The following is an 18,171-nucleotide window of genomic DNA, read 5'->3' on the forward strand; positions in this document are numbered from 1 at the left end:
CTCACGGCGGCTGCGTCGCCGCAAAGCCCTATGGGGTTTGTGCGTCTAGAGCAGATTACCTTTGAGAATTGACATTCTCAAAGTTTTTAAGCCGCTCGCTCTGCTGTCCTCGCCCGTAAAGCTCGAAGACTCGCTAACGGGCGAGACAACCGCGCAAATAAACTGCGCTTACGCCTTCGTGGCGGGCGTCTGCTTATGCAGCCGCCAGAGCAATTTCAAAGTGAAATCGCTCTAATTTGAAAATTAGACATGAGGCGTGGCCGGCGTATGCCGCGTTGGAACATCCGTCGTGCTCCGGCATCGAGCTGATTTTGTCCTCTCTGTGTGAGTGAGGTTCGTTATGGAAGGGTTCAAAGAATTTCAGGGCAAAGACCTGGACAGCGCCATCGAGGAAGCCTGCGGCTACTTCAACACGGCGCGGGAAAAGCTGGAGATTGAAATACTCCAGGACGCCAAGTCCGGCATTTTCGGCATCGTGGGAGCGCGCAAGGCCAAGGTGCGCGCGCGCAGGGCCCATCTGCGCGAGGCTGTGGAAAGCATCCTGGGCAAAAAAGGCGCTGCCGCCCCCGACGAAGAAGGGGAGTCCGCAGGCGCGGCTCCGCGTATCCCGGAAAAGAACGCCCGGCAGGAACGCCCCCGGCGCGGGCGGGAGCAGAGCCAGGAGCGCGGGCGTAAAAACGCCGCTTCCATTGCCGCTGAAGAGCCTTGTGCCCGCGCGGCGACGCCGCCCGAGTCCGGCGCGGCTCCCGCTGGGGAAAAGGAAGAGAGGGCCCAGGCCGCGCCGTCCATCCGTTCCGCACCGGAGCCGGAAGTGGGTGCCCGCGCTGACGTCGCTCCGGCTGGGGACGAGAATCGTCCTGAAGGCCAAAGCGAGGAGCGGGAAGCCGCGTGCGCCGCAGACCGTGACGAGGCCCGCGCGGAAACACGCGCAGGCGGGCGGCGGGAATCCTGCCGCGCTTCCGGGCGTGCCCGGCCCCGGCGCGAGGAAAGCCGCCCTGGAAGCCAGGAAGGAACGCCCGGCGAGGGACTGGATCTGTCTGGGGAGGATCTGGACGAAGCCGGTGAAGGTCTGCCCGTGACGCCTGTGGAGCAGCTGGATGCCGTCCGTCTGGAGGCTCTGGTTCAGGAGGCCGTGCGCGAGCTGGTGCGGCCCATTGTGGGTACGGAGATGTGCCTTGACGTCAAAGTGGGCGAGGGCCGGGTGCAGGTCTGCGTGGACTGCGACGAGGACTCCGGCCTGCTTATCGGGCGTGAGGGCCAGACCCTGGCGGCTTTGCAGTATCTGGTGTCGCGCGTTGTGTCGCGGGGTATGAACGCCGCCGTGCGCGTGCAGCTGGACGCCGGGGAATACCGTCGGCGCCAGGACGAAAAATTGCGGGAAATGGCCCTGGCCCTGGCTGAAAGGGTCCGCCAGAGCGGACGTTCGTATTCCACGCGACCCCTTTCTTCCTATCATCGGCGCATTGTGCATGTCTGCCTCCAGGACGCCGGAGATGTGCAAACCCGCAGCACCGGCGACGGTCCCATGAAAAGAGTGGTCATCATGCGCCGGAAGCTGGAAAAAGCGTAGCGGACGATTTTGGAGCAATTTCAAAGTGAAATTGCTCTAACGCCGCACCGTGTGCCGGCTTTGAAATTTGTAAAATTTCAAAGCTGACGATACGTTTACTCCGCCGTTCAGCCCGGCTGTCCTCGCCGTAAAGCTCGTAAGCACGCTGACGGAGAAGCGACAGCGCAAATAACGTGCGCGTACGGTTTCGTAGTAAAGCATTCCAATGTTGAGATGCTCTAAAATGCTCCAGGGAGCAAAGCTGTCCATGTCCACCATTGCCGCCATAGCCACGCCTCCCGGAGCCGGGGGCATCGGCATTGTGCGCCTTTCCGGCCCGAGGGCCAAGGCGTTGCTGGCGCGCATGTTTCTGCCCCTTTCGCCGCGTTTTGAAAATTTTCGCCCCTGGTTCCTGCACCGTGGCCGGGTCCTGGACCGGTATGGTGAAGCCCTGGACGACGTGCTGGCCGTGTTCATGCCCGGCCCGCGCACCTTCACCGGCGAGGATATGGCCGAAATCCACTGTCACGGCGGCCCGCTTATTGTCCAGGCCGTGTTGGAAAGCATTCTGCGTCTGGGCGCGCGCCAGGCCGAGCGGGGCGAGTTTTCGCGCCGGGCCTTTGTCAACGGGCGCATGGACCTGAGCCAGGCCGAAGCCGTGGCCGAACTTATCGCCGCGCCCTCGCGCGAAGCCCTGCGTTACAGCCTGAACCGCCTGGACGGCCTGCTGGGCCGCCGCGTGCTGGCTCTGCGGGAAGAGCTGGAAGCTCTGCGCGTCCAGGTCTGTCTGGCCGTGGATTTTCCCGAGGAAGAGGTGGAATGCCTTGCCCCGGCGGCCTTCGGCCGGGCCGTGACTGAAGTGGCCTGCTCCGTGCGGCGCCTGTTGGCCGGGCAGAAGCGGGCCCGCGTCATGCAGCAGGGAGCCGTCGTGGTCCTGGCCGGAGCGGTGAACGCGGGCAAATCCAGCCTGCTCAATGCGCTGCTGGGCCGCAACCGGGCTCTGGTCACGGACATTCCGGGCACGACCCGCGATTTTCTGGAAGAAGCCTGCGATCTGGACGGGCTGCCCGTGCGCCTCACGGATACCGCCGGTCTGCGCCAAACCGAGGAAGGCCGGCACGGCGCGGATGCCGTGGAAGCCCTGGGCATGGCCCTGAGCCGGGAAAAACTGGGCGAAGCGGATTGCATCCTGCTGGTGCTGGACGGCGCGCGCCTGGGTGAGGCCGGAGCCGCCGCGGAAAGCTGCCCCGACGCGGCGGCACGCCAGGTGCTGGAACTGGCCGGAGATACGCCCGTGCTTCTGGTCTGGAACAAGAGCGACCTCTGCTCGCCGGAATTGTTCCCGCCGCGCTGGGCAGACGGCCTTTCCTGTTGTAAGGTAAGCGCGCGTTCGGGCGGCAATGTGGACGCTCTGGCCATGGCTCTGCGGCAGACCCTGTTGGCCGACGGATGCGACAGGCCGCCGTCCGACGGCCTTGCGCCCAACGCGCGGCAGGCTCTGGCTCTGGAAGAGGCGTTGGCCGAGCTGGAAGCTCTGGAAGCGGACGTTCGCGCGGGCCAGCCCTATGACTGCTGCGCCGTGCGCCTGGATACGGCGGCGGCGCACCTTGGTGAAGTGACGGGCCTGTCCAGCCCTGCGGAAGTGCTGGACAGGGTCTTTGCCCAATTCTGCATCGGCAAATAAATGCATATGGACCTGAATATGCTGCGCCGCCGCTTGAGCGGCGATGAAATCAACGCCATGCCCCTCTGCCATTATCAGGGGCCGGTGCATGTGATCCGCGTACTGGAGGACTGGAAGCAGGCCCTGCCCGATCTGCGCGCGGACGGCGTGCTGGGCTTCGATACGGAAACCCGGCCCACCTTCCGCAAGGGCAAGATCAACGCGCCCTCGCTGATCCAGCTCGCGACGGAGCGGGCTGTCTATCTGGTCCAGCTGGCCTGGCTGCCCTTTGGCCCGCATCTGGCCGAAATTCTCGCCGATCCAAATGTCATCAAGGCCGGTGTGGGCATCCGCGACGACATGCGCGAGCTCTCCAGACTGCACGACTTTGAGCCCGCCGGTCTGGTGGATCTGGGCAATGCGGCCCGCGCCCACAAGCTGCCCAGCCAGGGGCTGCGTACCCTGGCCGCCAATCTTTTCGGCTGGCGCATCTCCAAGGGCTCGCAGTGTTCCAACTGGAGCCTGATGGAGCTGAGCCAGCGCCAGATCGCCTATGCCGCCACGGATGCCTGGATCGGACGCCTGATTTTTCTGCGCATGCGCGAGTTCGGCCTCATTCCCCCGGTTCCGGCCAGTGCGGCCAATCTGCTTGTCCCGCCCGCAACCCCCAAGCCGGAGAGCGGCGCATGAACGGCGACGGCCAGAATCGTGGGGCGGCTTCCCTGCCTCCCCCTGCTTCCGGCCTGATCCCGGCCTTGGGGCCGCGCCTCGTTTTTTTTACCGGCGGCACGGCCTTGCGCGATTTAAGCCGTCAGTTGACCCGCTATACCCACAATTCCGTCCATCTGATCACCCCCTTTGATTCCGGCGGCAGTTCCGCCGCTCTGCGCCGGGCTTTTGCCATGCCCGCCGTGGGCGATATCCGCAACCGCCTGCTGGCTATGGCCGACAGCGCCGTGGTGCCCCGGAACGTGCTCGATTTCTGCGCCCGCCGCCTGCCCGGAGAAGGGAATGCTGAAGCCCTGCGCGCCGAACTGCGGTCTCTGGCAGCGGTGGAGCATCCGTTCTGGGCTGCCATGCCGGAGATTTTCGCCGGGGCCCTGCGCCTGCACATGCGTTTTTTTCTGGAGCGCATGCCCCGGGATTTTGACCCGCGCCTTGCCAGCCTGGGCAATCTGATCCTGGCCGGGGGCTATCTGCACCACAAGCGTAATTTCGGGCCGGTCCTGGCCTTTTTCAGCCGCCTGCTCCAGGTGCGCGGGGTGGTGCTGCCCATTGCGGGCGAAAGCCTGCATCTGGCGGCGGAGCTGGACGACGGTTCGCGCCTGGTGGGTCAGCACCGCTTCAAGGAGCTGACGCGTCCCGTGCGCCGCCTTTTTCTTACCGTGCACGAACCGGACCGCGCCGGGGCCGCCGTTCATCCCCAGACGCCCTGCCGTCCGCCGCTGGCGCCCGCCGCGGCCGCCTACCTGCGCTCGGCCGGGGCCATCTGCTATCCCATGGGCAGTTTTTACACCAGTGTGCTGGCCAATCTGCTGCCGCAGGGCGTGGGCCGCAGCGTAGCCGCCGCGAACTGCCCTAAAATCTTCATCCCCAACTCGGGCCATGATGTGGAAGTGCACGGCCTTTCCCTGGTCGGGCAGGTGGGCATGCTGCTGCGTCATCTGCGCGAGGACGCGTCCGAGGCGCGCACTGAAGAGCTTCTGCACTGGGTGCTGGTGGACAGCCGGAACGGCCGCTACGAGGGCGGCTTGGGGCCGGAAGTCCGCCACGCTCTGGCGGATTTGGGCGTGCCTCTGCTGGAACGCGACATGGTCTGCGAGAGAGATCCCCAACGGCATGATCCGGAATTGACGGCCAGAGCCCTGCTGGGCCTGTTGCCCGACGGCGGACGCGCCGGGGAATCGGAACTGGGATGAACGCGCGCGAACTCCGCGTTGATGCTGCGCTGGCCGGACAGCGATTGGACCAGGCCCTGGCCGCGCTGACGCCCGAACTGGGGCTGCGCGGACGCCGCCGGTTGATCGCGCGCGGCGCGGTGCTGGTCAACGGCAGGGTGGGAGATGCGGGGTGCCGTTTGCGGCCGGGCGACGTCCTTGCCCTGCGCGGCACGGAGGACGGAACAGGTGCGACGCCGTGTTCCGCGGACATGCCGCGCCTGCTCTCCCGCCAGGGAGACTATTGTTTTCTGTACAAGCCTGCCGGGCTGCACAGCGCGGCCCTGGCCGGGGACAACGGCCCCAGCCTGGAGGCTCTGTTGCCCGTCTTGCTGTCGGAAGAGAGCGAAGGGCGTGCGCCGCGGCTCATGCAGCGCCTGGATTATGGAACTTCGGGCATTGTCTGCGCGGCCCTGGGGGCAAAGGCGGCTCAGGCCTTCCGTGTCGCGGAGCGGGCGGGCCGGTGCGAAAAGCGCTACCTGGCCCTGCTCAGAGGGACACTGGCCGGGCCGTCCACAGTCCGGCTGGCCCTGGATACGGCGGATCGCCGCCAAAGCCGTGTGCTGGCGGACACGGACGACACGCTCCGCTGGACGGAATTTCTGCCCCTGCACGTTTGGGGCGGCGCGGCGGCAACAGGTCCGCTTGCGGGCCTGGTCCGGGATACGGCGCACGGCGAATGTACTTCTTCCGCGTCCGGCGCGGGCGAAGGGGAAGATCCCGGCGGCCTGACCCTGGCCGCCTGCCGCATCCGTTGCGGCGCGCGGCATCAGATCCGGGCACACGCGGCGGCCCTGGGCCATCCCCTCTGGGGGGACGGCCTGTATGGCCGGTCGGATCAACCCGGCCCGGCCGGAACGGGATTCTTTCTGCACCACGGGGCCCTGCTGCTGCCCGGCGCGGCCTGTGTGCAATCGCCGCCCTGGCCGCTGCCCGAAGCCCAGGCCGGGGCGGTCAGGAAATGGCTTGAAAGCCCGGCTCAATGCGGTATACTGAGGCGTGGGCATCGCAACAGCCCGGACCCGCATCAGCCGTAACAGGACACACCTCGTCCGGCCTTGCCGGTGACTCTTTTACCAGGAGAGCGCATGTTTGCCGCCTTGCTACCCAAGTCCGCGCCTTTTTTCGCCATGTTGCAGGAGCAGAACGGCTTGTTGCGCCGCATGGCCGGGTTGCTGGTCGAGATGCTCGAAGATCCCTCCAAAATGGACGACGTCCATAAAGAAATCGCCTTTCTGGAAGAAGAAGCCGACCTGCTGCACACCCGGATCATCCGGGCCCTTTCCCAAACCTTCATCACGCCCATCGACCGCGAAGACATCCTGCGCATCAATCAGGAGCAGGAAGAAGCCATGGACTGCTTGCAGAGTCTGAGCACCCGCCTGCATATTTTTGAATTCACTCGGGTGCGCTTTCCGGCCCTGCAAATGGCCCGGACCATCAGCGCCATGCTCGACCTCACCCGGCTGATGCTGGAAGGTCTGGCCCATCGGCGCGACTGCCACAAAACCCGCGCCTTCCGCACGCTGCGCGGCGAATGCGACATGCTTCTGGCCGTGGGCCTGGCCGAACTGATGGACGAGCAGCAGGAGGTCACGCCCGCCCTGATCATGCAAATTCTGAAATGGAGCCAGGCCTACGAGCGCATGAGCATGCTGCTGGAACAGGTCAACACCCTGGCGGAAACCATTGAGGAAGCGGTGCTGAAAAATGTTTGAGGTGCCCCTCCTTCTGGCCGTCATCGTGTTGGTGGCCCTGGTTTTCGACTTCACCAACGGCGCGCATGACTGCGCCAACGCCATCGCCACCGTAGTGTCCACCAAGGTGGTCACGCCGCGTTTCGCCGTGGGCGCGGCGGCCCTGCTCAATCTGGGCGGAGCCCTGCTGGGCACGGAAGTCGCCAAGACCCTGGGCAGCGGCATTGTGCTGCCGCATGTGGTGGAAGGCAGCCACGTGCTGGTACTGGCCGCCCTGGTGGGGGCCATCGCCTGGAACTGCATCACATGGTATTACGGCATTCCGTCCTCGTCCTCCCATGCCCTGATCGGCGGGCTCATCGGCGCGGCCGTGGCCGACGAGGGTTTCGGCGCGCTCAACGTCAGCGGCATTGTGGACAAGGTACTGATCCCCCTGGTGGGATCGCCCCTGGCCGGCTACATCGCCGGTTTTCTGATTATGTGGCTGATTTACTGGATTTTCGGACACGTCCACCGCAGCAAGGTCAACTGGACCTTCCGGCATCTGCAACTGGTGTCCGCCGGATTCATGGCTACCAGCCACGGCCTCAACGACGCCCAGAAAACCATGGGCATCGTCACCCTGGCCCTGGTGATCTTCGGCGAGATCGACAGCGTGGAAGTGCCCCTCTGGGTCAAACTGGCCTGCGCCGGGGCCATGGCCCTGGGCACGGCCGTGGGCGGCTGGAAGATCGTCAAGACCATGGGCCACCGTATCTTCAAGCTGGAGCCGGTGCACGGCTTCGCCGCCGAAAGCTCGGCGGCTCTGGTGATTACCGGAGCCTCGTTGCTGGGCGCGCCGGTAAGCACTACGCATACCATTTCGGCCTGCATCTTCGGCGTGGGGTCCACTAAACGGCTCTCGGCCGTGCGCTGGAACGTGGCGGGCAGTCTGCTCGTTGCCTGGACCCTGACCCTGCCCGCCGCCGGGATAGTCGGTTTCATTTCCTACAAGTTGCTGCATTTCATCTGGAATTGACGGGCTGATTCGGGGCGATACGGCCGCGTCCAAACGCACAAAAGCCGTTCTGCTTTTGCAAGCTGAACGGCTTTTGTGCGAGGTGACGTCTCACCCTGACGATAAACTGAGGGCAGCCCAACCCTGAGAATGTCAATTCTTGAGGCTAATCCGCTCCAGGGGCCGTCCGGGCTCGCGTCCGGCGGCGCGGGTGTGCGGGAGGATGATTCAGCGATTGCTGTTTTCGCGTTCTTCCTGGCAGGCGCGGCAAAGGCCCACGCCGGGCAGCGCATCCAGACGTTTCTGGGGGATGGGATCGCCGCATTCACGGCAACAGGCCACGCCGTCGATCCATTCCGGTCCGCCGCGATCCATGGAAGCGCGTGCCCGTACCAGGGCGGACTCCCTGTCCAAGCGTTCCAGTTCGGTGGCCTGATCAAACACGTCCATTACTGTCTCCTTGCTTCTTGCGATAAGGCTGTTCGTCTTGCTGGTTTCGGTAAAGTAAGCGGCAACCCCGCCGGGGCGGGGTTGCCGTAAGTTTTTCGTTCTTTTTCCAAAGACCTATGTTCTTAGCATAAGGGGGCGATGCTGTAAATCATTGATTGCCCGTCAATCAGGGCAGACGCATCTAATTCCAGGTTTTGCAGGCCTTTTATTTGTCGTGATGATCCGTCAAAACCAGCCTTTTGTGTGCTGGCGGCGTCATCTGGCGCTTTTTGCTGCTCATGTACTTGAGTACAGCTCTGCTCTCGATGCCCGTAAGGCTCGTCCGGCTCGCCCAACGGGCACGGCCCTTTGGGCCGCCTTCCGGTCGGTTTTCGCGCAAAAAGTGCCATTTTCCTTGCCAGCACGCAAAAATCCTATTTTTTAGGATTCTCCCGGCACCAGCCATCCGCCTGCGCTTCGCTCCGGCGGAGCAAAGGTGGCTTCGCCTCTTTTTTGTTCGTTCCCCAATCTATCGGGGAATAAAGACTTTTTAGATGCGTCTGCCCTGGCCCGTCAATTCGCCCGGAGCACATCTTCCAGCACGCGTACAAAGCCGCCCAGATCCGCCTGGTCAATGGTCAGGGGCGGCAGCAGGCGCAGGGTGACGCCGTGGCTCAGGTTGCAGATGTAGCCCCGGCGCAGCAGTTCTTCCCAGACCGGTTGGCCGTCGCCGGTCAGTTCGATGCCCAGCATCAGGCCCACGCCGCGCACTTCACGGATTTTCTCGGGCAGGCGCTGTTGCAGAGCCGCCAGTTCTTCCTTGACGTGCGCGCCCAGAGCGGCCGCGCGTTCTGCCAGATGGTCGCGCAGCATGATTTCCACGGTTTTGGCGGCCACCGCCGAGGTCAGCGCGCCGCCGCCGAAAGTGGTGGCATGGCTGCCCGCCTCAAAGCCCCGGGCCATTTCGTCCGTGGCCAGCATGGCGCCCATGGGCAGGCCGTTGGCCAGGGATTTTGCCATACTGATGGCATCGGGCTGAAGATTGTAGTTCTGGAAGGCCCAAAATTTGCCGGTACGGCAGAGCCCGGCCTGGACTTCGTCGCAGAGGAAGAGGATGTCCTTCTCCCGGCAGAGGGCCTGCACACCGTGCAGATAGTCCTCGGGCAGGGGCACCACGCCGCCCTCGCCCTGCACCACTTCCACCAGCACGGCGGCCGTGGCGGGCGTGATCGCGGCCCTGAGAGCTTCCAGATCACCGGCGGGCACCTGCTTGAAGCCCTCGGGCAGGGGCGTGAAGCCCTTGCTCAGGCTTTCGCGGCCCGTGGCGGCCAGGGCCCCCAGGGTGCGGCCGTGGAAGCAGCCGCCCAGGGTAATGATTTCATAGGCGTCGCGCTGCTTGACTGTGCGCATATAGCGCCGGGCCAGCTTGATGCAGGCCTCGTTGGCCTCGGCCCCGGAATTGCAGAAAAAGGCCTTGCCGTGGTGGCTGGTGGAAAGCAGCAGCTTGGCGAGATCCAGTTGTTCCTGCTGGTAAAAGAGATTGCTTACGTGCCAGAGTTTGCGGGACTGGCGTTCCAGAGCCTCACAGACTTCGTCGTTGCAATGTCCCAGGCCCGCCACGGCGATGCCCGCCAGCAGGTCCACATATTCCTTGCCGTCCACGTCCCAGAGGCGCGCGCCCTTGCCGCGCGCGATAGCCAGCGGGTAGCGGCTGTATGAGCGGCAGAGCAGGTGTTCTTCCTCGGCTTTGACGGCGTTGAAGGCTTGCGACATGGAATTGGACTCCTTATGGGATTGCGTCTGAAAAGGGTTCACCTCCAGCGGGCGGCCCGGTTGACGGCATGTCCCGTTTTACCGGTGTCATCGCCGTTGGCGGCGGCAGGATACGAAAATCATGCGCGGCGAAGCTGCGGTCCGCTTCAACGGCCCGTGTGCCCGAAACCGCCCGCGCCGCGCCGGGTGGCGGCCAGTTCCGGCACTTCCCGCCAGACAGGGCGGACATAGGGCTGAAAGATCAGTTGGGCCATGCGCTCGCCGCGCTTGAGTCGTCGCTCTTCCCCGGAGGTGTTCAGAAGCATGACCAGGATTTCCCCGGTATAGTCCGGGTCGATGACGCCCACGCCCTGGGCCACGGTGAGCCCGTCGCGCGCGCCCAGGCCGCTGCGGGAGTAGACAAAGCCCGCCAGACCCGGCTGTTGCGGCTGCACGCTGAGCCCTGTGGGCACGCACAGCCGTGCGCCCGGCGCGATATGCGCTTCGGGCGCGTCCAGGCAGGCCCGCAGGTCGAAACCGGCGGAAAGGGCCGTGGCCGGGGCCAGAAAGTCTTCCCGTTCCTGGGCGTAAAGCTCGCGCGCGCCGGAGCGGACAAAGGCGACATGCACCGGGGCTTCGGCTGAAACCGGGGCCGGAACCTGGCCGGAAATGAGAGGAGTAGTTGTGGTCTTCACGCCCAGTCATGTAGCGCAGGAAGGCTGCGGGGGCAAGTGCGCGGGGGCGCGCAGGCGTCATATTTGTCGTCTGCGGGCGGCGGGGTGAAGTCAAAGGAGGAGGGGAACCATGCGGCATAGAGATAGACCGCCAGCAGCATAAGGGGCACGGCGACCGTCGCCGAGGCCAGGGAGAGCAGCAGGAGCACAGTGCCGCGCACTGCCCGGCGCAGGAGCGGACGCGCGGCGTACAGCAGAACCGCCGTGGTCACCAGGGTGGCAAAAAATTTGTTGACGGCCGAAACGGACGGGTCCAGCGCGCCCGCGCCCCAGAACAGCAGGCAGGCAAGCAGCACGCCGGGCGCGAACAGGCCGAGGAACAGGCGGAATTCCTCCGGCTCCAGAACCAGTTTCGCCAGACAAAGCATGCCGGCGAGAGCCAGCAGCAGGCCGCCGAAAAGCATCAGAGCGGTTCCCATGCCGCACCTCCGGGAAGATTGAGAGTGACGGCCGCTGCCGGGCAGGAACGGCCCGCGCGGGCGTATGCCCAACATACGCCGACATTCCGCACGGGGCTAGTGTCTAAAGTAGATCAACTTTGAAATTTTACAAATTTCAAAGTTGACATTCCGGCGAAAAACGTGGTTATCGCTGCTGTCGCTCCCCGTATGGCTCCGTTGCCGCCAACGGGGACAGTCTTAGAATCCACGCCGCGTTGCTCTTGATGCCTGTACGCCCTTTGGGCTACAGGCACGGTCCTACGGGCCGCCGTCGGGTCGGTCTTCGCGGCGCGCCGCACCGTGTTCGGCGTGAGAGCAATTTCAAAGTGAAATTGCTCTCATTTGAAAAATCAGACACCGGACGTCTCGCCTTGCTTTTGGCGCTGTTTTCTTACAAGCTGCCGGGCAGAAAAGGAGCCATAATGAATCCGACATCCATTGCCGTGGTGGGCGGCGGCCTCGCGGGTTGCGAATGCGCGTTGCGTCTGGCCCGCGCGGGCCTGGACGTGACCCTCTTTGAACAGAAGCCCGGCTTCCGTTCCCCGGCCCATGTGAACGACTGCCTGGCCGAACTGGTCTGCTCCAATTCCCTGCGCTCGGACGAGGCCACATCGGGCGTCGGCCTGCTCAAGGCGGAAATGCGCGCCCTGGACAGCGATTTCATGGCCGTGGCCGATGCCTGCCGGGTGCCCGCGGGCAAGGCCCTGGCCGTGGACCGCGAAGCCTTCGCACAAGCCATGACCGCGCGCGTGGCCGCCGAGCCCCGCATCCGGCTGGTGGAGCGCCGCATCGACTCCCCGGACGATCCCGCCCTGGCCGAAAGCGGGGCGGGCACGGTGGTCATCGCCGCCGGGCCCCTGGCTTCGGGGGAGCTTTCCGCCTCCCTGGCCCGCACCCTGGGGGCGGAGCACTGCTATTTTTATGACGCCATAGCGCCCATCGTCTGGACACATTCCCTGGACATGAACGTGGTCTTCCGGGCCTCGCGTTATGACTGCGAGAACGGCGAACCGGCGGGGCAGGGGGACTATCTCAACTGTCCCATGAGCCGCGAGGAATACGAAATTTTTTATCAGGCCCTGCTTGAAGCCCGCAAGGTGGAGGCGCGCGCCTTTGAGCGCGAGACGCATTTCGAGGGCTGCATGCCGGTGGAGGCCCTGGCCGAGCGCGGCCCACGCACCCTGACCTTCGGCCCGCTCAAGCCCGTGGGCTTTGTGGACCCGCGCACGGGCCGCCGCCCCTGGGCCGTGCTGCAACTGCGCGCGGAAAACGCCAACAGCGAAACCTGTAATCTGGTGGGCTGCCAGACCAAACTGACCCAGCCCGAACAGGCCAGGGTGTTCCGGCTGGTGCCGGGTCTGGAACGGGCGGAGTTCGCCCGCTACGGCAGCATGCACCGCAATACCTACGTCAACGCGCCGGAAGCCCTCAATGCGGACCTTTCCCTCAAGACGTGTCCCCACGTCTTTCTGGCCGGGCAGATCACCGGCGTGGAAGGTTATGTGGAGTCCGCCGCCAGCGGACTCTGGCTGGGGCTCGTGCTGGCGGCCCGGGCGCGCGGCGCGGAGTTGCCCACCCCCCCGGCGGAGAGCGCCCTGGGTGCGCTGCTGCGCCATCTGCAAACCCCGTCCAAGCGTTTTCAACCCTCCAACGCGCACTTCGGCCTCATGCCGGAACTGGGCGAAAAAGCGCGTAAAAAGGACCGCAAGGCCCTGTACGCGGCTCGCGCGCGGGCCGCCTTCGCGGCCTGGCTGGCCGGGATCGGTGAAGCGGGAGCCCTGTAGCGGAGGAGACCGATTGGCCGCCGGAAAGGAGGCGACAATGTCATCAGCAATGGGCCTGGCCAAACTCGGATCGGCGTTGCGGCAAAACTGGCTGCTTGCTTTACTTGTGCTGCTGCAAAGTGTTCTCAATATAAAAACGCAACATGGACTGGGATTAGTCCTCATCCTGGCTGCGCAACTGGGTAGTGCGTGGCTGCTCTATGGGAAACCCGGCGTCTATGTAGCAAAAATATACTGTTTTGCACTTTCCGTGCTTGCTCTGGTGCTTGTGCTTACCGACTTCAAAATGGATTTTATTTTTAACTCCATGAAAAGTGATTTGGCTTGGTTTTTTATATTTCAATATTGGGACTTATTTGCGAAGCCGCCAGTATGCCTTTTATGATTTTGAAAAGAAAGCATTCTGCTGCATTATGGAGAGTTCCGACAACGATATATTTTACAGTTATAGCATCATTTACGACTTTTGTTGCATTTTTGTATATTATATGCTTCTTACAGAAAAGAATTTGTGATATTTATACTGTTATTCAATAAAAGATACGGATCAGAGGACTATTATCCGGATCTTTTACTATAGATTAAGGAATTACCAAGGGATTATCCGGTGTTTCATATCTTTTGGCACGATCCAGGACATGCTGAATATAGTCCTGGCAATTGTTGAAAAATATATGGTAACGAGAGGCAGCATCGCCCGGATGCGCCTTTTCCCATTCCGCATTCAGTTCGGCGCGGGCCCTGTCGATCAGCCCTTGGTTATATTTGGGCTCCATGACGTGATAGCTGTTCCGCAACTGTGAGCTGCCCTTTCGTACAAGCCCGTCATCCATCAGGCCGAAGTTGCTTTTGCCGTCATTGCCCAGAAATTGCATATGTTCCAGATCCTGCCCCGCCCTGTGGATACTCCAGGTTTGAATTCCGCGCTGGATGGGTTCCACGTGTAGGTCCAGCGCCCGCGTGCCGATCCTGTAATATGGTATGGTCGCGTTGGGCTCCGGCACATAGGGATGCAAATCCGAATGATTCCCCCGGCTGTGCCGGGCAACCACATCGTGGATGGAGTCCGGATAAAGACGCTCCTCCAAGGGCGCGTCAGCCGCCACCGGCAGAGTTGCGGGAGCCGCTCGCCAGTCTTTGGGGTAGATTTGCTCCGCCAGCGATTCGTGAGATGCCGCCAGTGGCGGCCTTTGTCCTGCCACCGGCGTGCCGTGTCTGGCCCCAAAGGGATGATGGATGCCCAGATGCCCGTTGCTCTTGCCTGTGTCGGCCATGGTTCCTCCCTGCTTGCGCGCGTCTGGAACGGCTTTGCGCGCGGTTTTGGGGACGAGCATAGCCTGCGGGGAGGATTCTGTAAGAGTGAAAGGCTTGAGTACGATCAACGCGTGAACGGCGCGGCTTTTTTGTTGCCGGAACGGACGGCGGTCCGAGGCGGCAAAAGTTACGGGAATCCGCCAAAAAAGAGTTGACGCTGGGCGCGGCAGCGGCTATATAGCCTCTTGCCTCTATGTAGGAGCGTAGCTCAGGTGGCTAGAGCACTTCCTTGACACGGAAGGGGTCAGCAGTTCAAGTCTGCTCGTTCCTACCAATTGCAATTCCGGGGATTTTCCCCTCAGCATAGAAAGCGCGCCGCGTAAAAGGCGGCCCGCGCTTGGGTGTCCGGCACAGTGGGGAGGTTTGCCTCCCCATTTGTTTTTGGGGCGTCGTGCGCCGGGCCCCGCGCAGAAGGAGCTTGTGATGGATGTCCGTGTGGAAGGGCAAATGGTGGACGTTCCCGCCGGGGCCGAGGTTGCGGCGGCGCTGCAAAAGGCTTTGAGCGGCAAGAAATTCAAGGCCGTGGTGGCCGCCGGTGCCGTCGTCGACGGCCGGAGCGAGCTGCTGGATCTTTCCGCGCCGCTGCCCGAAGGGTGCGGCGAACTCACGCCCGTCTATGCCGACTCGCCCGAAGGCCTGCAATTGATTCGCCATTCCACGGCCCATGTCATGGCCGCCGCGGTCAAACGCCTGTTTCCCACGGCCAGGGTGACCATCGGGCCGTCCATCGACAACGGCTTTTATTACGATTTTGATGTGGAGCGCCCCTTCTCCAGCGAGGATTTTCCGGCCATTGAGGCCGAGATGCAGAAAATCGCCGCGGCGCGAGAGCCTTTCAGCCGCGAAGCACTCTCCAAGGCCGACGCCGTGGCGCGCTTCAAGGCCATGGGCGAAACCTACAAGGTGGAGCTTATTGAAGGCATTGAGGCGGACACTGTTTCCCTCTATACCTGCGGCGACTTCACGGATCTCTGCCGTGGCCCGCATGTGCCGCATACGGGTTTTGCCAAGGCTTCCAAGCTGATGTCCGTGGCCGGCGCCTACTGGCGCGGGGATGAAAAAAATCCCATGTTGTCGCGTATCTACGGTACTGCCTTTGCCGACGAAAAGGCCCTGGCCGCCTATCTCAAGCAGTTGGAGGAAGCCAAGCGCCGCGACCACCGCAAGCTGGGCCGCGAGCTGAGCCTGTTCGCCTTCCAGGAGGACGTGGCCCCGGGCATGGTTTTCTGGCTGCCCAAGGGCATGCTGGTGCGCGCCATTCTGGAAGATTTCTGGCGCAAGGAGCACCTCAAGCGCGGCTACGACATGGTGCAGGGGCCGCAGCTGCTGCGCGTGGAGACCTGGCAGCGTTCCGGCCACTACGATCACTACCGTGAAAACATGTATTTTACCCGGATCGAGGACGACGCTTACGGCATCAAGCCCATGAACTGCATCGCGCACATGCTCATCTACAAGAACGAGCTGCGCAGCTACCGCGATCTGCCCCAGCGCTATTTCGAACTGGGCGTGGTGCACCGCCACGAAAAGAGCGGCGTGTTGCACGGCCTGTTGCGCGTGCGCCAGTTCACCCAGGACGACGCGCACATCCTTTGCGCGCCCGAGCAGCTGGAAGGCGAGATTCTGGGCGTCATCCATCTGATCCGCGACCTGATGCACCTCTTCGGTTTCCAGTACAAGGTGGCCGTGTCCACCCGGCCCGAGAGCAGCATCGGTACGGACGAGGCCTGGGAATTGGCGACTAACGCCCTGATCCAGGCCGTGGAAAAAGCCGGGCTGCCCTATGAGATCAATGCCGGAGACGGCGCGTTCTACGGTCCCAAGATCGACGTGCGCCTGCTGGACTGCATCGGCCGCGAATGGCAGTGTTCCACCATTCAGGTGGACTTCACTCTGCCCGAGCGTTTCGACCTGACCTATGTGGGCCAGGACGGCGAGCGCCACCGCCCGGTCATGGTTCACCGGGCCATCATGGGCTCGCTGGAGCGCTTCATCGGCGTGCTTATCGAGCAGTATGCCGGAGCCCTGCCCGCCTGGCTCGCGCCGGAGCAGGCCCGCCTGCTCACAGTCACCGAAGCCGGGGACGCCACTGTGGAACGCATGCGCGGAGAACTGCAGGCCTTGGGCATCCGGGTGACGGCGGACACGCGCAATGAAAAACTCGGTTTTAAGGTGCGCGAGGCCCAGGTGGCCAAAGTGCCCTACATTCTGGTTGTGGGAGAAAAGGAAGTGCAGGCCGACGGCGTGAACGTCCGCCTGCGCAGCGGCGAAAATCTGGGGCTCAAATCCATTGCGGACGTGGCCGCCCTGATCCGGGCGGACGCGGAAGAGCCTTTCAAACAAGGAGGGATGCGCTATAGCTTCGCCTAATATGAGACCGCGGCGTGAAATGCCGCAGGACGGCGTGCGCCGTAACGAACTGATCCGCGCGCGCGAGGTGCGCGTTATCGGCGCGGACGGTGAACAAATGGGAATTTTGCAGCGCAACGAGGCCATTGCCCTGGCTAAAGAAGGGGGCATGGATCTGGTGGAAGTGGCTTCCACCTCTGAGCCGCCCGTCTGCCGGATCATGGATTACGGCAAGTTCAAGTACGAGCAGCAGAAGAAGAAAGCGGAAGCCAAAAAACGCCAGACCGTGGTGCAGATCAAGGAAATCAAGGTCCGGCCCAAGACCGACGACCATGACTACGAAACCAAGCTGCGTCACATCCGTCGTTTTCTGGAAGACGGCGACCGCTGCAAGATCACGGTATTTTTCCGCGGCCGCGAAATCGTGCACAAGGACCGCGGCCTGAACATACTGGAACGCGTTGTGCAGGATCTGGCGGACGTGGCCAAGGTGGACCAGGAGCCCCGCGCCGAAGGCCGCACCCTGCAGATGTTGCTGGTGCCCAAGAAATAATCTTCTTGCGGCCGAATGTTTTTTAAGGCACTATGCCTTCCCCGGCGGTCTGGACACGGGCCTTCGGGCATATCCGTTTTTTTTGTTCTGTAAGGAGTACGCCATGCCCAAGATCAAAACCCGGCGCGCCGCGGCCAAGCGCTTTCAGCTTACCGGCAGCGGCAAGTATAAGCGCCGTCGTCAGAATCTGCGCCACATCCTGACCAAGAAGGCTCCCGGCCGCAAGATGCGCCTGGGTCAGGCCACCTTGGTGGACAGCACCAATGAAAAGGCTGTTCGTCGCATGCTGCCCAACGGCTAGCAAGCGCGGCCTTTTGCCCGCTGACGGCGGCATCCTTCGCTTTTTATTCCGGTCACGGACCAGAAGTGTCCGCTCCCGTCATAAAAAGTTCGGGTTTCTTGTCAGCGACCAAAAATCCGCGCTTGCCCAGTATTGAGCGCGGCGGTTTTCCTTTTCGACCCGTTTGGGGTCGGCGGCGCGCGCGGAGCCGCGAGTTCGCTTCAATCCGCGTCCCCCGGCAACGGGGGCGGAGCAAATTTTACCCACCCGGCGGGCTTTCCTCCGCCTGGCCGGTGTGAAGGAGGGGACATCCCATGCGTGTGAAGAGAGGTCTTGCCAGTCATCGTCGCCACAAAAAGTATCTGAGCGCCGCCAAAGGTTTTCGCGGGGGCCGCAGCCGCCTGTACCGCACCGCCCGCGAGGCGGTGGAGCGTTCGCTCCAGTATGCCTTTGTCGGCCGCAAGAACCGCAAGCGTGATTTCCGCACGCTCTGGATTCTGCGCATCAACGCCGGTGCGCGTCTGAGCGGGCTTTCCTACAGCCGTTTCATGCACGGCCTGAAGCTGGCCGGCATTGAGCTGAACCGCAAGGTGCTCGCGGATCTGGCCGTCTATCAGAAGGACGATTTCGCCAAGGTGGTCGAGCTGGCCAAGGCTGCCCTGAAGTAAACGGCATCTGGTCTATTTCTCCAAA

18 protein-coding genes and 1 tRNA gene are annotated in these 18,171 nt (G+C 63.1%); 14 read left to right on the top strand and 5 right to left on the bottom strand.

Translation table 11 applies throughout. The features are described 5' to 3' along the window. Positions 1 to 340: 340 nt before the first annotated feature. The 7 genes from jag (at position 341) to HMPREF1022_RS09200 (ending at position 7,864) form a co-directional block, all read left to right on the top strand. Positions 341 to 1,570: an RNA-binding cell elongation regulator Jag/EloR gene (gene jag, locus HMPREF1022_RS09170; protein ID WP_009302877.1), complete on the top strand. Its 1,230-nt coding sequence runs from the start codon at positions 341 to 343 to the stop codon at positions 1,568 to 1,570. A gap of 247 nt (positions 1,571 to 1,817) precedes the next feature. Next, positions 1,818 to 3,233: a tRNA uridine-5-carboxymethylaminomethyl(34) synthesis GTPase MnmE gene (gene mnmE / locus HMPREF1022_RS09175; protein ID WP_035061085.1), complete on the top strand. Its 1,416-nt coding sequence runs from the start codon at positions 1,818 to 1,820 to the stop codon at positions 3,231 to 3,233. An 18-nt stretch (positions 3,234 to 3,251) separates the two neighbouring features. Next, the gene (locus tag HMPREF1022_RS09180; protein WP_009302879.1) at positions 3,252 to 3,902 is read left to right on the top strand and encodes a 3'-5' exonuclease; all 651 of its coding nucleotides are present in this window, start codon (positions 3,252 to 3,254) and stop codon (positions 3,900 to 3,902) included. Next, positions 3,899 to 5,131 (top strand): GAK system CofD-like protein, encoded by a 1,233-nt coding sequence (locus HMPREF1022_RS09185; protein WP_009302880.1) that lies wholly within the window; start codon positions 3,899 to 3,901, stop codon positions 5,129 to 5,131. The genes HMPREF1022_RS09180 and HMPREF1022_RS09185 overlap by 4 nt, the downstream gene beginning before the upstream one ends. Next, a complete protein-coding gene (locus tag HMPREF1022_RS09190) occupies positions 5,128 to 6,186 on the top strand; it encodes a pseudouridine synthase (protein WP_009302881.1) in 1,059 nt (352 codons plus the stop codon). The genes HMPREF1022_RS09185 and HMPREF1022_RS09190 overlap by 4 nt, the downstream gene beginning before the upstream one ends. A gap of 51 nt (positions 6,187 to 6,237) precedes the next feature. Next, complete coding sequence (locus HMPREF1022_RS09195; RefSeq protein WP_008681892.1) at positions 6,238 to 6,867, top strand: DUF47 domain-containing protein; 630 nt, start codon at positions 6,238 to 6,240, stop codon at positions 6,865 to 6,867. After that, positions 6,860 to 7,864: an inorganic phosphate transporter gene (locus tag HMPREF1022_RS09200; protein ID WP_008681890.1), complete on the top strand. Its 1,005-nt coding sequence runs from the start codon at positions 6,860 to 6,862 to the stop codon at positions 7,862 to 7,864. Before HMPREF1022_RS09195 ends, HMPREF1022_RS09200 begins: the two co-directional genes overlap by 8 nt. 207 nt (positions 7,865 to 8,071) lie before the next feature. On the opposite strand, the gene HMPREF1022_RS09205 is transcribed toward HMPREF1022_RS09200, so the two are convergent. From HMPREF1022_RS09205 to HMPREF1022_RS09220, 4 genes are all read right to left on the bottom strand, one after another. Then, the gene (locus HMPREF1022_RS09205) at positions 8,072 to 8,293 is read right to left on the bottom strand and encodes a TraR/DksA family transcriptional regulator (RefSeq protein ID WP_008681889.1); all 222 of its coding nucleotides are present in this window, start codon (positions 8,291 to 8,293) and stop codon (positions 8,072 to 8,074) included. Positions 8,294 to 8,845: 552 nt separating this feature from the next. After that, positions 8,846 to 10,045 carry an aspartate aminotransferase family protein gene (locus HMPREF1022_RS09210; RefSeq protein ID WP_009302882.1) on the bottom strand — a complete coding sequence of 400 codons (1,200 nt, stop codon included), beginning with the start codon at positions 10,043 to 10,045 and terminating at the stop codon, positions 8,846 to 8,848. 146 nt (positions 10,046 to 10,191) lie between these two features. Then, on the bottom strand, positions 10,192 to 10,719 hold the full coding sequence (dut, locus tag HMPREF1022_RS09215) for a dUTP diphosphatase (protein ID WP_009302883.1): 528 nt from the start codon (positions 10,717 to 10,719) through the stop codon (positions 10,192 to 10,194). Then, positions 10,716 to 11,177 (bottom strand): hypothetical protein, encoded by a 462-nt coding sequence (locus tag HMPREF1022_RS09220; protein WP_009302884.1) that lies wholly within the window; start codon positions 11,175 to 11,177, stop codon positions 10,716 to 10,718. Before HMPREF1022_RS09220 ends, dut begins: the two co-directional genes overlap by 4 nt. 443 nt (positions 11,178 to 11,620) lie before the next feature. Here HMPREF1022_RS09220 and trmFO point away from each other — a divergent pair, with 443 nt between their 5' ends. Next, a complete protein-coding gene (gene trmFO, locus HMPREF1022_RS09225) occupies positions 11,621 to 12,982 on the top strand; it encodes a methylenetetrahydrofolate--tRNA-(uracil(54)-C(5))-methyltransferase (FADH(2)-oxidizing) TrmFO (RefSeq protein WP_009302885.1) in 1,362 nt (453 codons plus the stop codon). Positions 12,983 to 13,019: 37 nt separating this feature from the next. Next, complete coding sequence (locus HMPREF1022_RS09230; RefSeq protein ID WP_009302886.1) at positions 13,020 to 13,367, top strand: hypothetical protein; 348 nt, start codon at positions 13,020 to 13,022, stop codon at positions 13,365 to 13,367. A 196-nt stretch (positions 13,368 to 13,563) separates the two neighbouring features. Here the strand turns inward: HMPREF1022_RS09230 and HMPREF1022_RS09235 are convergent, their stop codons facing one another. Further along, positions 13,564 to 14,256: a hypothetical protein gene (locus HMPREF1022_RS09235; protein ID WP_009302887.1), complete on the bottom strand. Its 693-nt coding sequence runs from the start codon at positions 14,254 to 14,256 to the stop codon at positions 13,564 to 13,566. Between the two features lie 237 nt (positions 14,257 to 14,493). Here HMPREF1022_RS09235 and HMPREF1022_RS09240 point away from each other — a divergent pair. The 5 genes from HMPREF1022_RS09240 (at position 14,494) to rplT (ending at position 18,146) form a co-directional block, all read left to right on the top strand. Beyond that, positions 14,494 to 14,570 (top strand) — tRNA-Val (locus HMPREF1022_RS09240). A 149-nt stretch (positions 14,571 to 14,719) separates the two neighbouring features. Continuing rightward, positions 14,720 to 16,666 (top strand): threonine--tRNA ligase, encoded by a 1,947-nt coding sequence (gene thrS, locus HMPREF1022_RS09245; protein WP_008681876.1) that lies wholly within the window; start codon positions 14,720 to 14,722, stop codon positions 16,664 to 16,666. A gap of 1 nt (position 16,667) precedes the next feature. After that, positions 16,668 to 17,198 carry a translation initiation factor IF-3 gene (gene infC, locus HMPREF1022_RS09250; RefSeq protein ID WP_035061089.1) on the top strand — a complete coding sequence of 177 codons (531 nt, stop codon included), beginning with the start codon at positions 16,668 to 16,670 and terminating at the stop codon, positions 17,196 to 17,198. A gap of 103 nt (positions 17,199 to 17,301) precedes the next feature. Next, a complete protein-coding gene (rpmI, locus tag HMPREF1022_RS09255; RefSeq protein WP_008681871.1) occupies positions 17,302 to 17,499 on the top strand; it encodes a 50S ribosomal protein L35 in 198 nt (65 codons plus the stop codon). Between the two features lie 293 nt (positions 17,500 to 17,792). Beyond that, complete coding sequence (gene rplT, locus HMPREF1022_RS09260) at positions 17,793 to 18,146, top strand: 50S ribosomal protein L20 (RefSeq protein WP_008681870.1); 354 nt, start codon at positions 17,793 to 17,795, stop codon at positions 18,144 to 18,146. Positions 18,147 to 18,171: the final 25 nt, after the last annotated feature.

Source organism: Desulfovibrio sp. 6_1_46AFAA (genome assembly GCF_000224635.1).
In the GTDB taxonomy this organism is placed as follows: Bacteria; Desulfobacterota; Desulfovibrionia; order Desulfovibrionales; family Desulfovibrionaceae; genus Desulfovibrio; species Desulfovibrio fairfieldensis.

What these genes read in the sequence shown, in the direction of transcription:
- HMPREF1022_RS09205 (WP_008681889.1), bottom strand. Translation starts at nt 8,293, where the DNA reads ATGGACGTGTTTGATCAGGCCACCGAACTGGAACGCTTGGACAGGGAG.
- HMPREF1022_RS09220 (WP_009302884.1), bottom strand. Translation starts at nt 11,177, where the DNA reads ATGGGAACCGCTCTGATGCTTTTCGGCGGCCTGCTGCTGGCTCTCGCC.
- rpmI (WP_008681871.1), top strand. Translation starts at nt 17,302, where the DNA reads ATGCCCAAGATCAAAACCCGGCGCGCCGCGGCCAAGCGCTTTCAGCTT.
- rplT (WP_008681870.1), top strand. Translation starts at nt 17,793, where the DNA reads ATGCGTGTGAAGAGAGGTCTTGCCAGTCATCGTCGCCACAAAAAGTAT.
- trmFO (WP_009302885.1), top strand. Translation starts at nt 11,621, where the DNA reads ATGAATCCGACATCCATTGCCGTGGTGGGCGGCGGCCTCGCGGGTTGC.
- HMPREF1022_RS09210 (WP_009302882.1), bottom strand. Translation starts at nt 10,045, where the DNA reads ATGTCGCAAGCCTTCAACGCCGTCAAAGCCGAGGAAGAACACCTGCTC.
- HMPREF1022_RS09190 (WP_009302881.1), top strand. Translation starts at nt 5,128, where the DNA reads ATGAACGCGCGCGAACTCCGCGTTGATGCTGCGCTGGCCGGACAGCGA.
- HMPREF1022_RS09180 (WP_009302879.1), top strand. Translation starts at nt 3,252, where the DNA reads ATGCTGCGCCGCCGCTTGAGCGGCGATGAAATCAACGCCATGCCCCTC.
- infC (WP_035061089.1), top strand. Translation starts at nt 16,668, where the DNA reads ATGAGACCGCGGCGTGAAATGCCGCAGGACGGCGTGCGCCGTAACGAA.
- HMPREF1022_RS09200 (WP_008681890.1), top strand. Translation starts at nt 6,860, where the DNA reads ATGTTTGAGGTGCCCCTCCTTCTGGCCGTCATCGTGTTGGTGGCCCTG.
- mnmE (WP_035061085.1), top strand. Translation starts at nt 1,818, where the DNA reads ATGTCCACCATTGCCGCCATAGCCACGCCTCCCGGAGCCGGGGGCATC.
- HMPREF1022_RS09230 (WP_009302886.1), top strand. Translation starts at nt 13,020, where the DNA reads ATGTCATCAGCAATGGGCCTGGCCAAACTCGGATCGGCGTTGCGGCAA.
- HMPREF1022_RS09235 (WP_009302887.1), bottom strand. Translation starts at nt 14,256, where the DNA reads ATGGCCGACACAGGCAAGAGCAACGGGCATCTGGGCATCCATCATCCC.
- jag (WP_009302877.1), top strand. Translation starts at nt 341, where the DNA reads ATGGAAGGGTTCAAAGAATTTCAGGGCAAAGACCTGGACAGCGCCATC.
- HMPREF1022_RS09195 (WP_008681892.1), top strand. Translation starts at nt 6,238, where the DNA reads ATGTTTGCCGCCTTGCTACCCAAGTCCGCGCCTTTTTTCGCCATGTTG.
- HMPREF1022_RS09185 (WP_009302880.1), top strand. Translation starts at nt 3,899, where the DNA reads ATGAACGGCGACGGCCAGAATCGTGGGGCGGCTTCCCTGCCTCCCCCT.
- thrS (WP_008681876.1), top strand. Translation starts at nt 14,720, where the DNA reads ATGGATGTCCGTGTGGAAGGGCAAATGGTGGACGTTCCCGCCGGGGCC.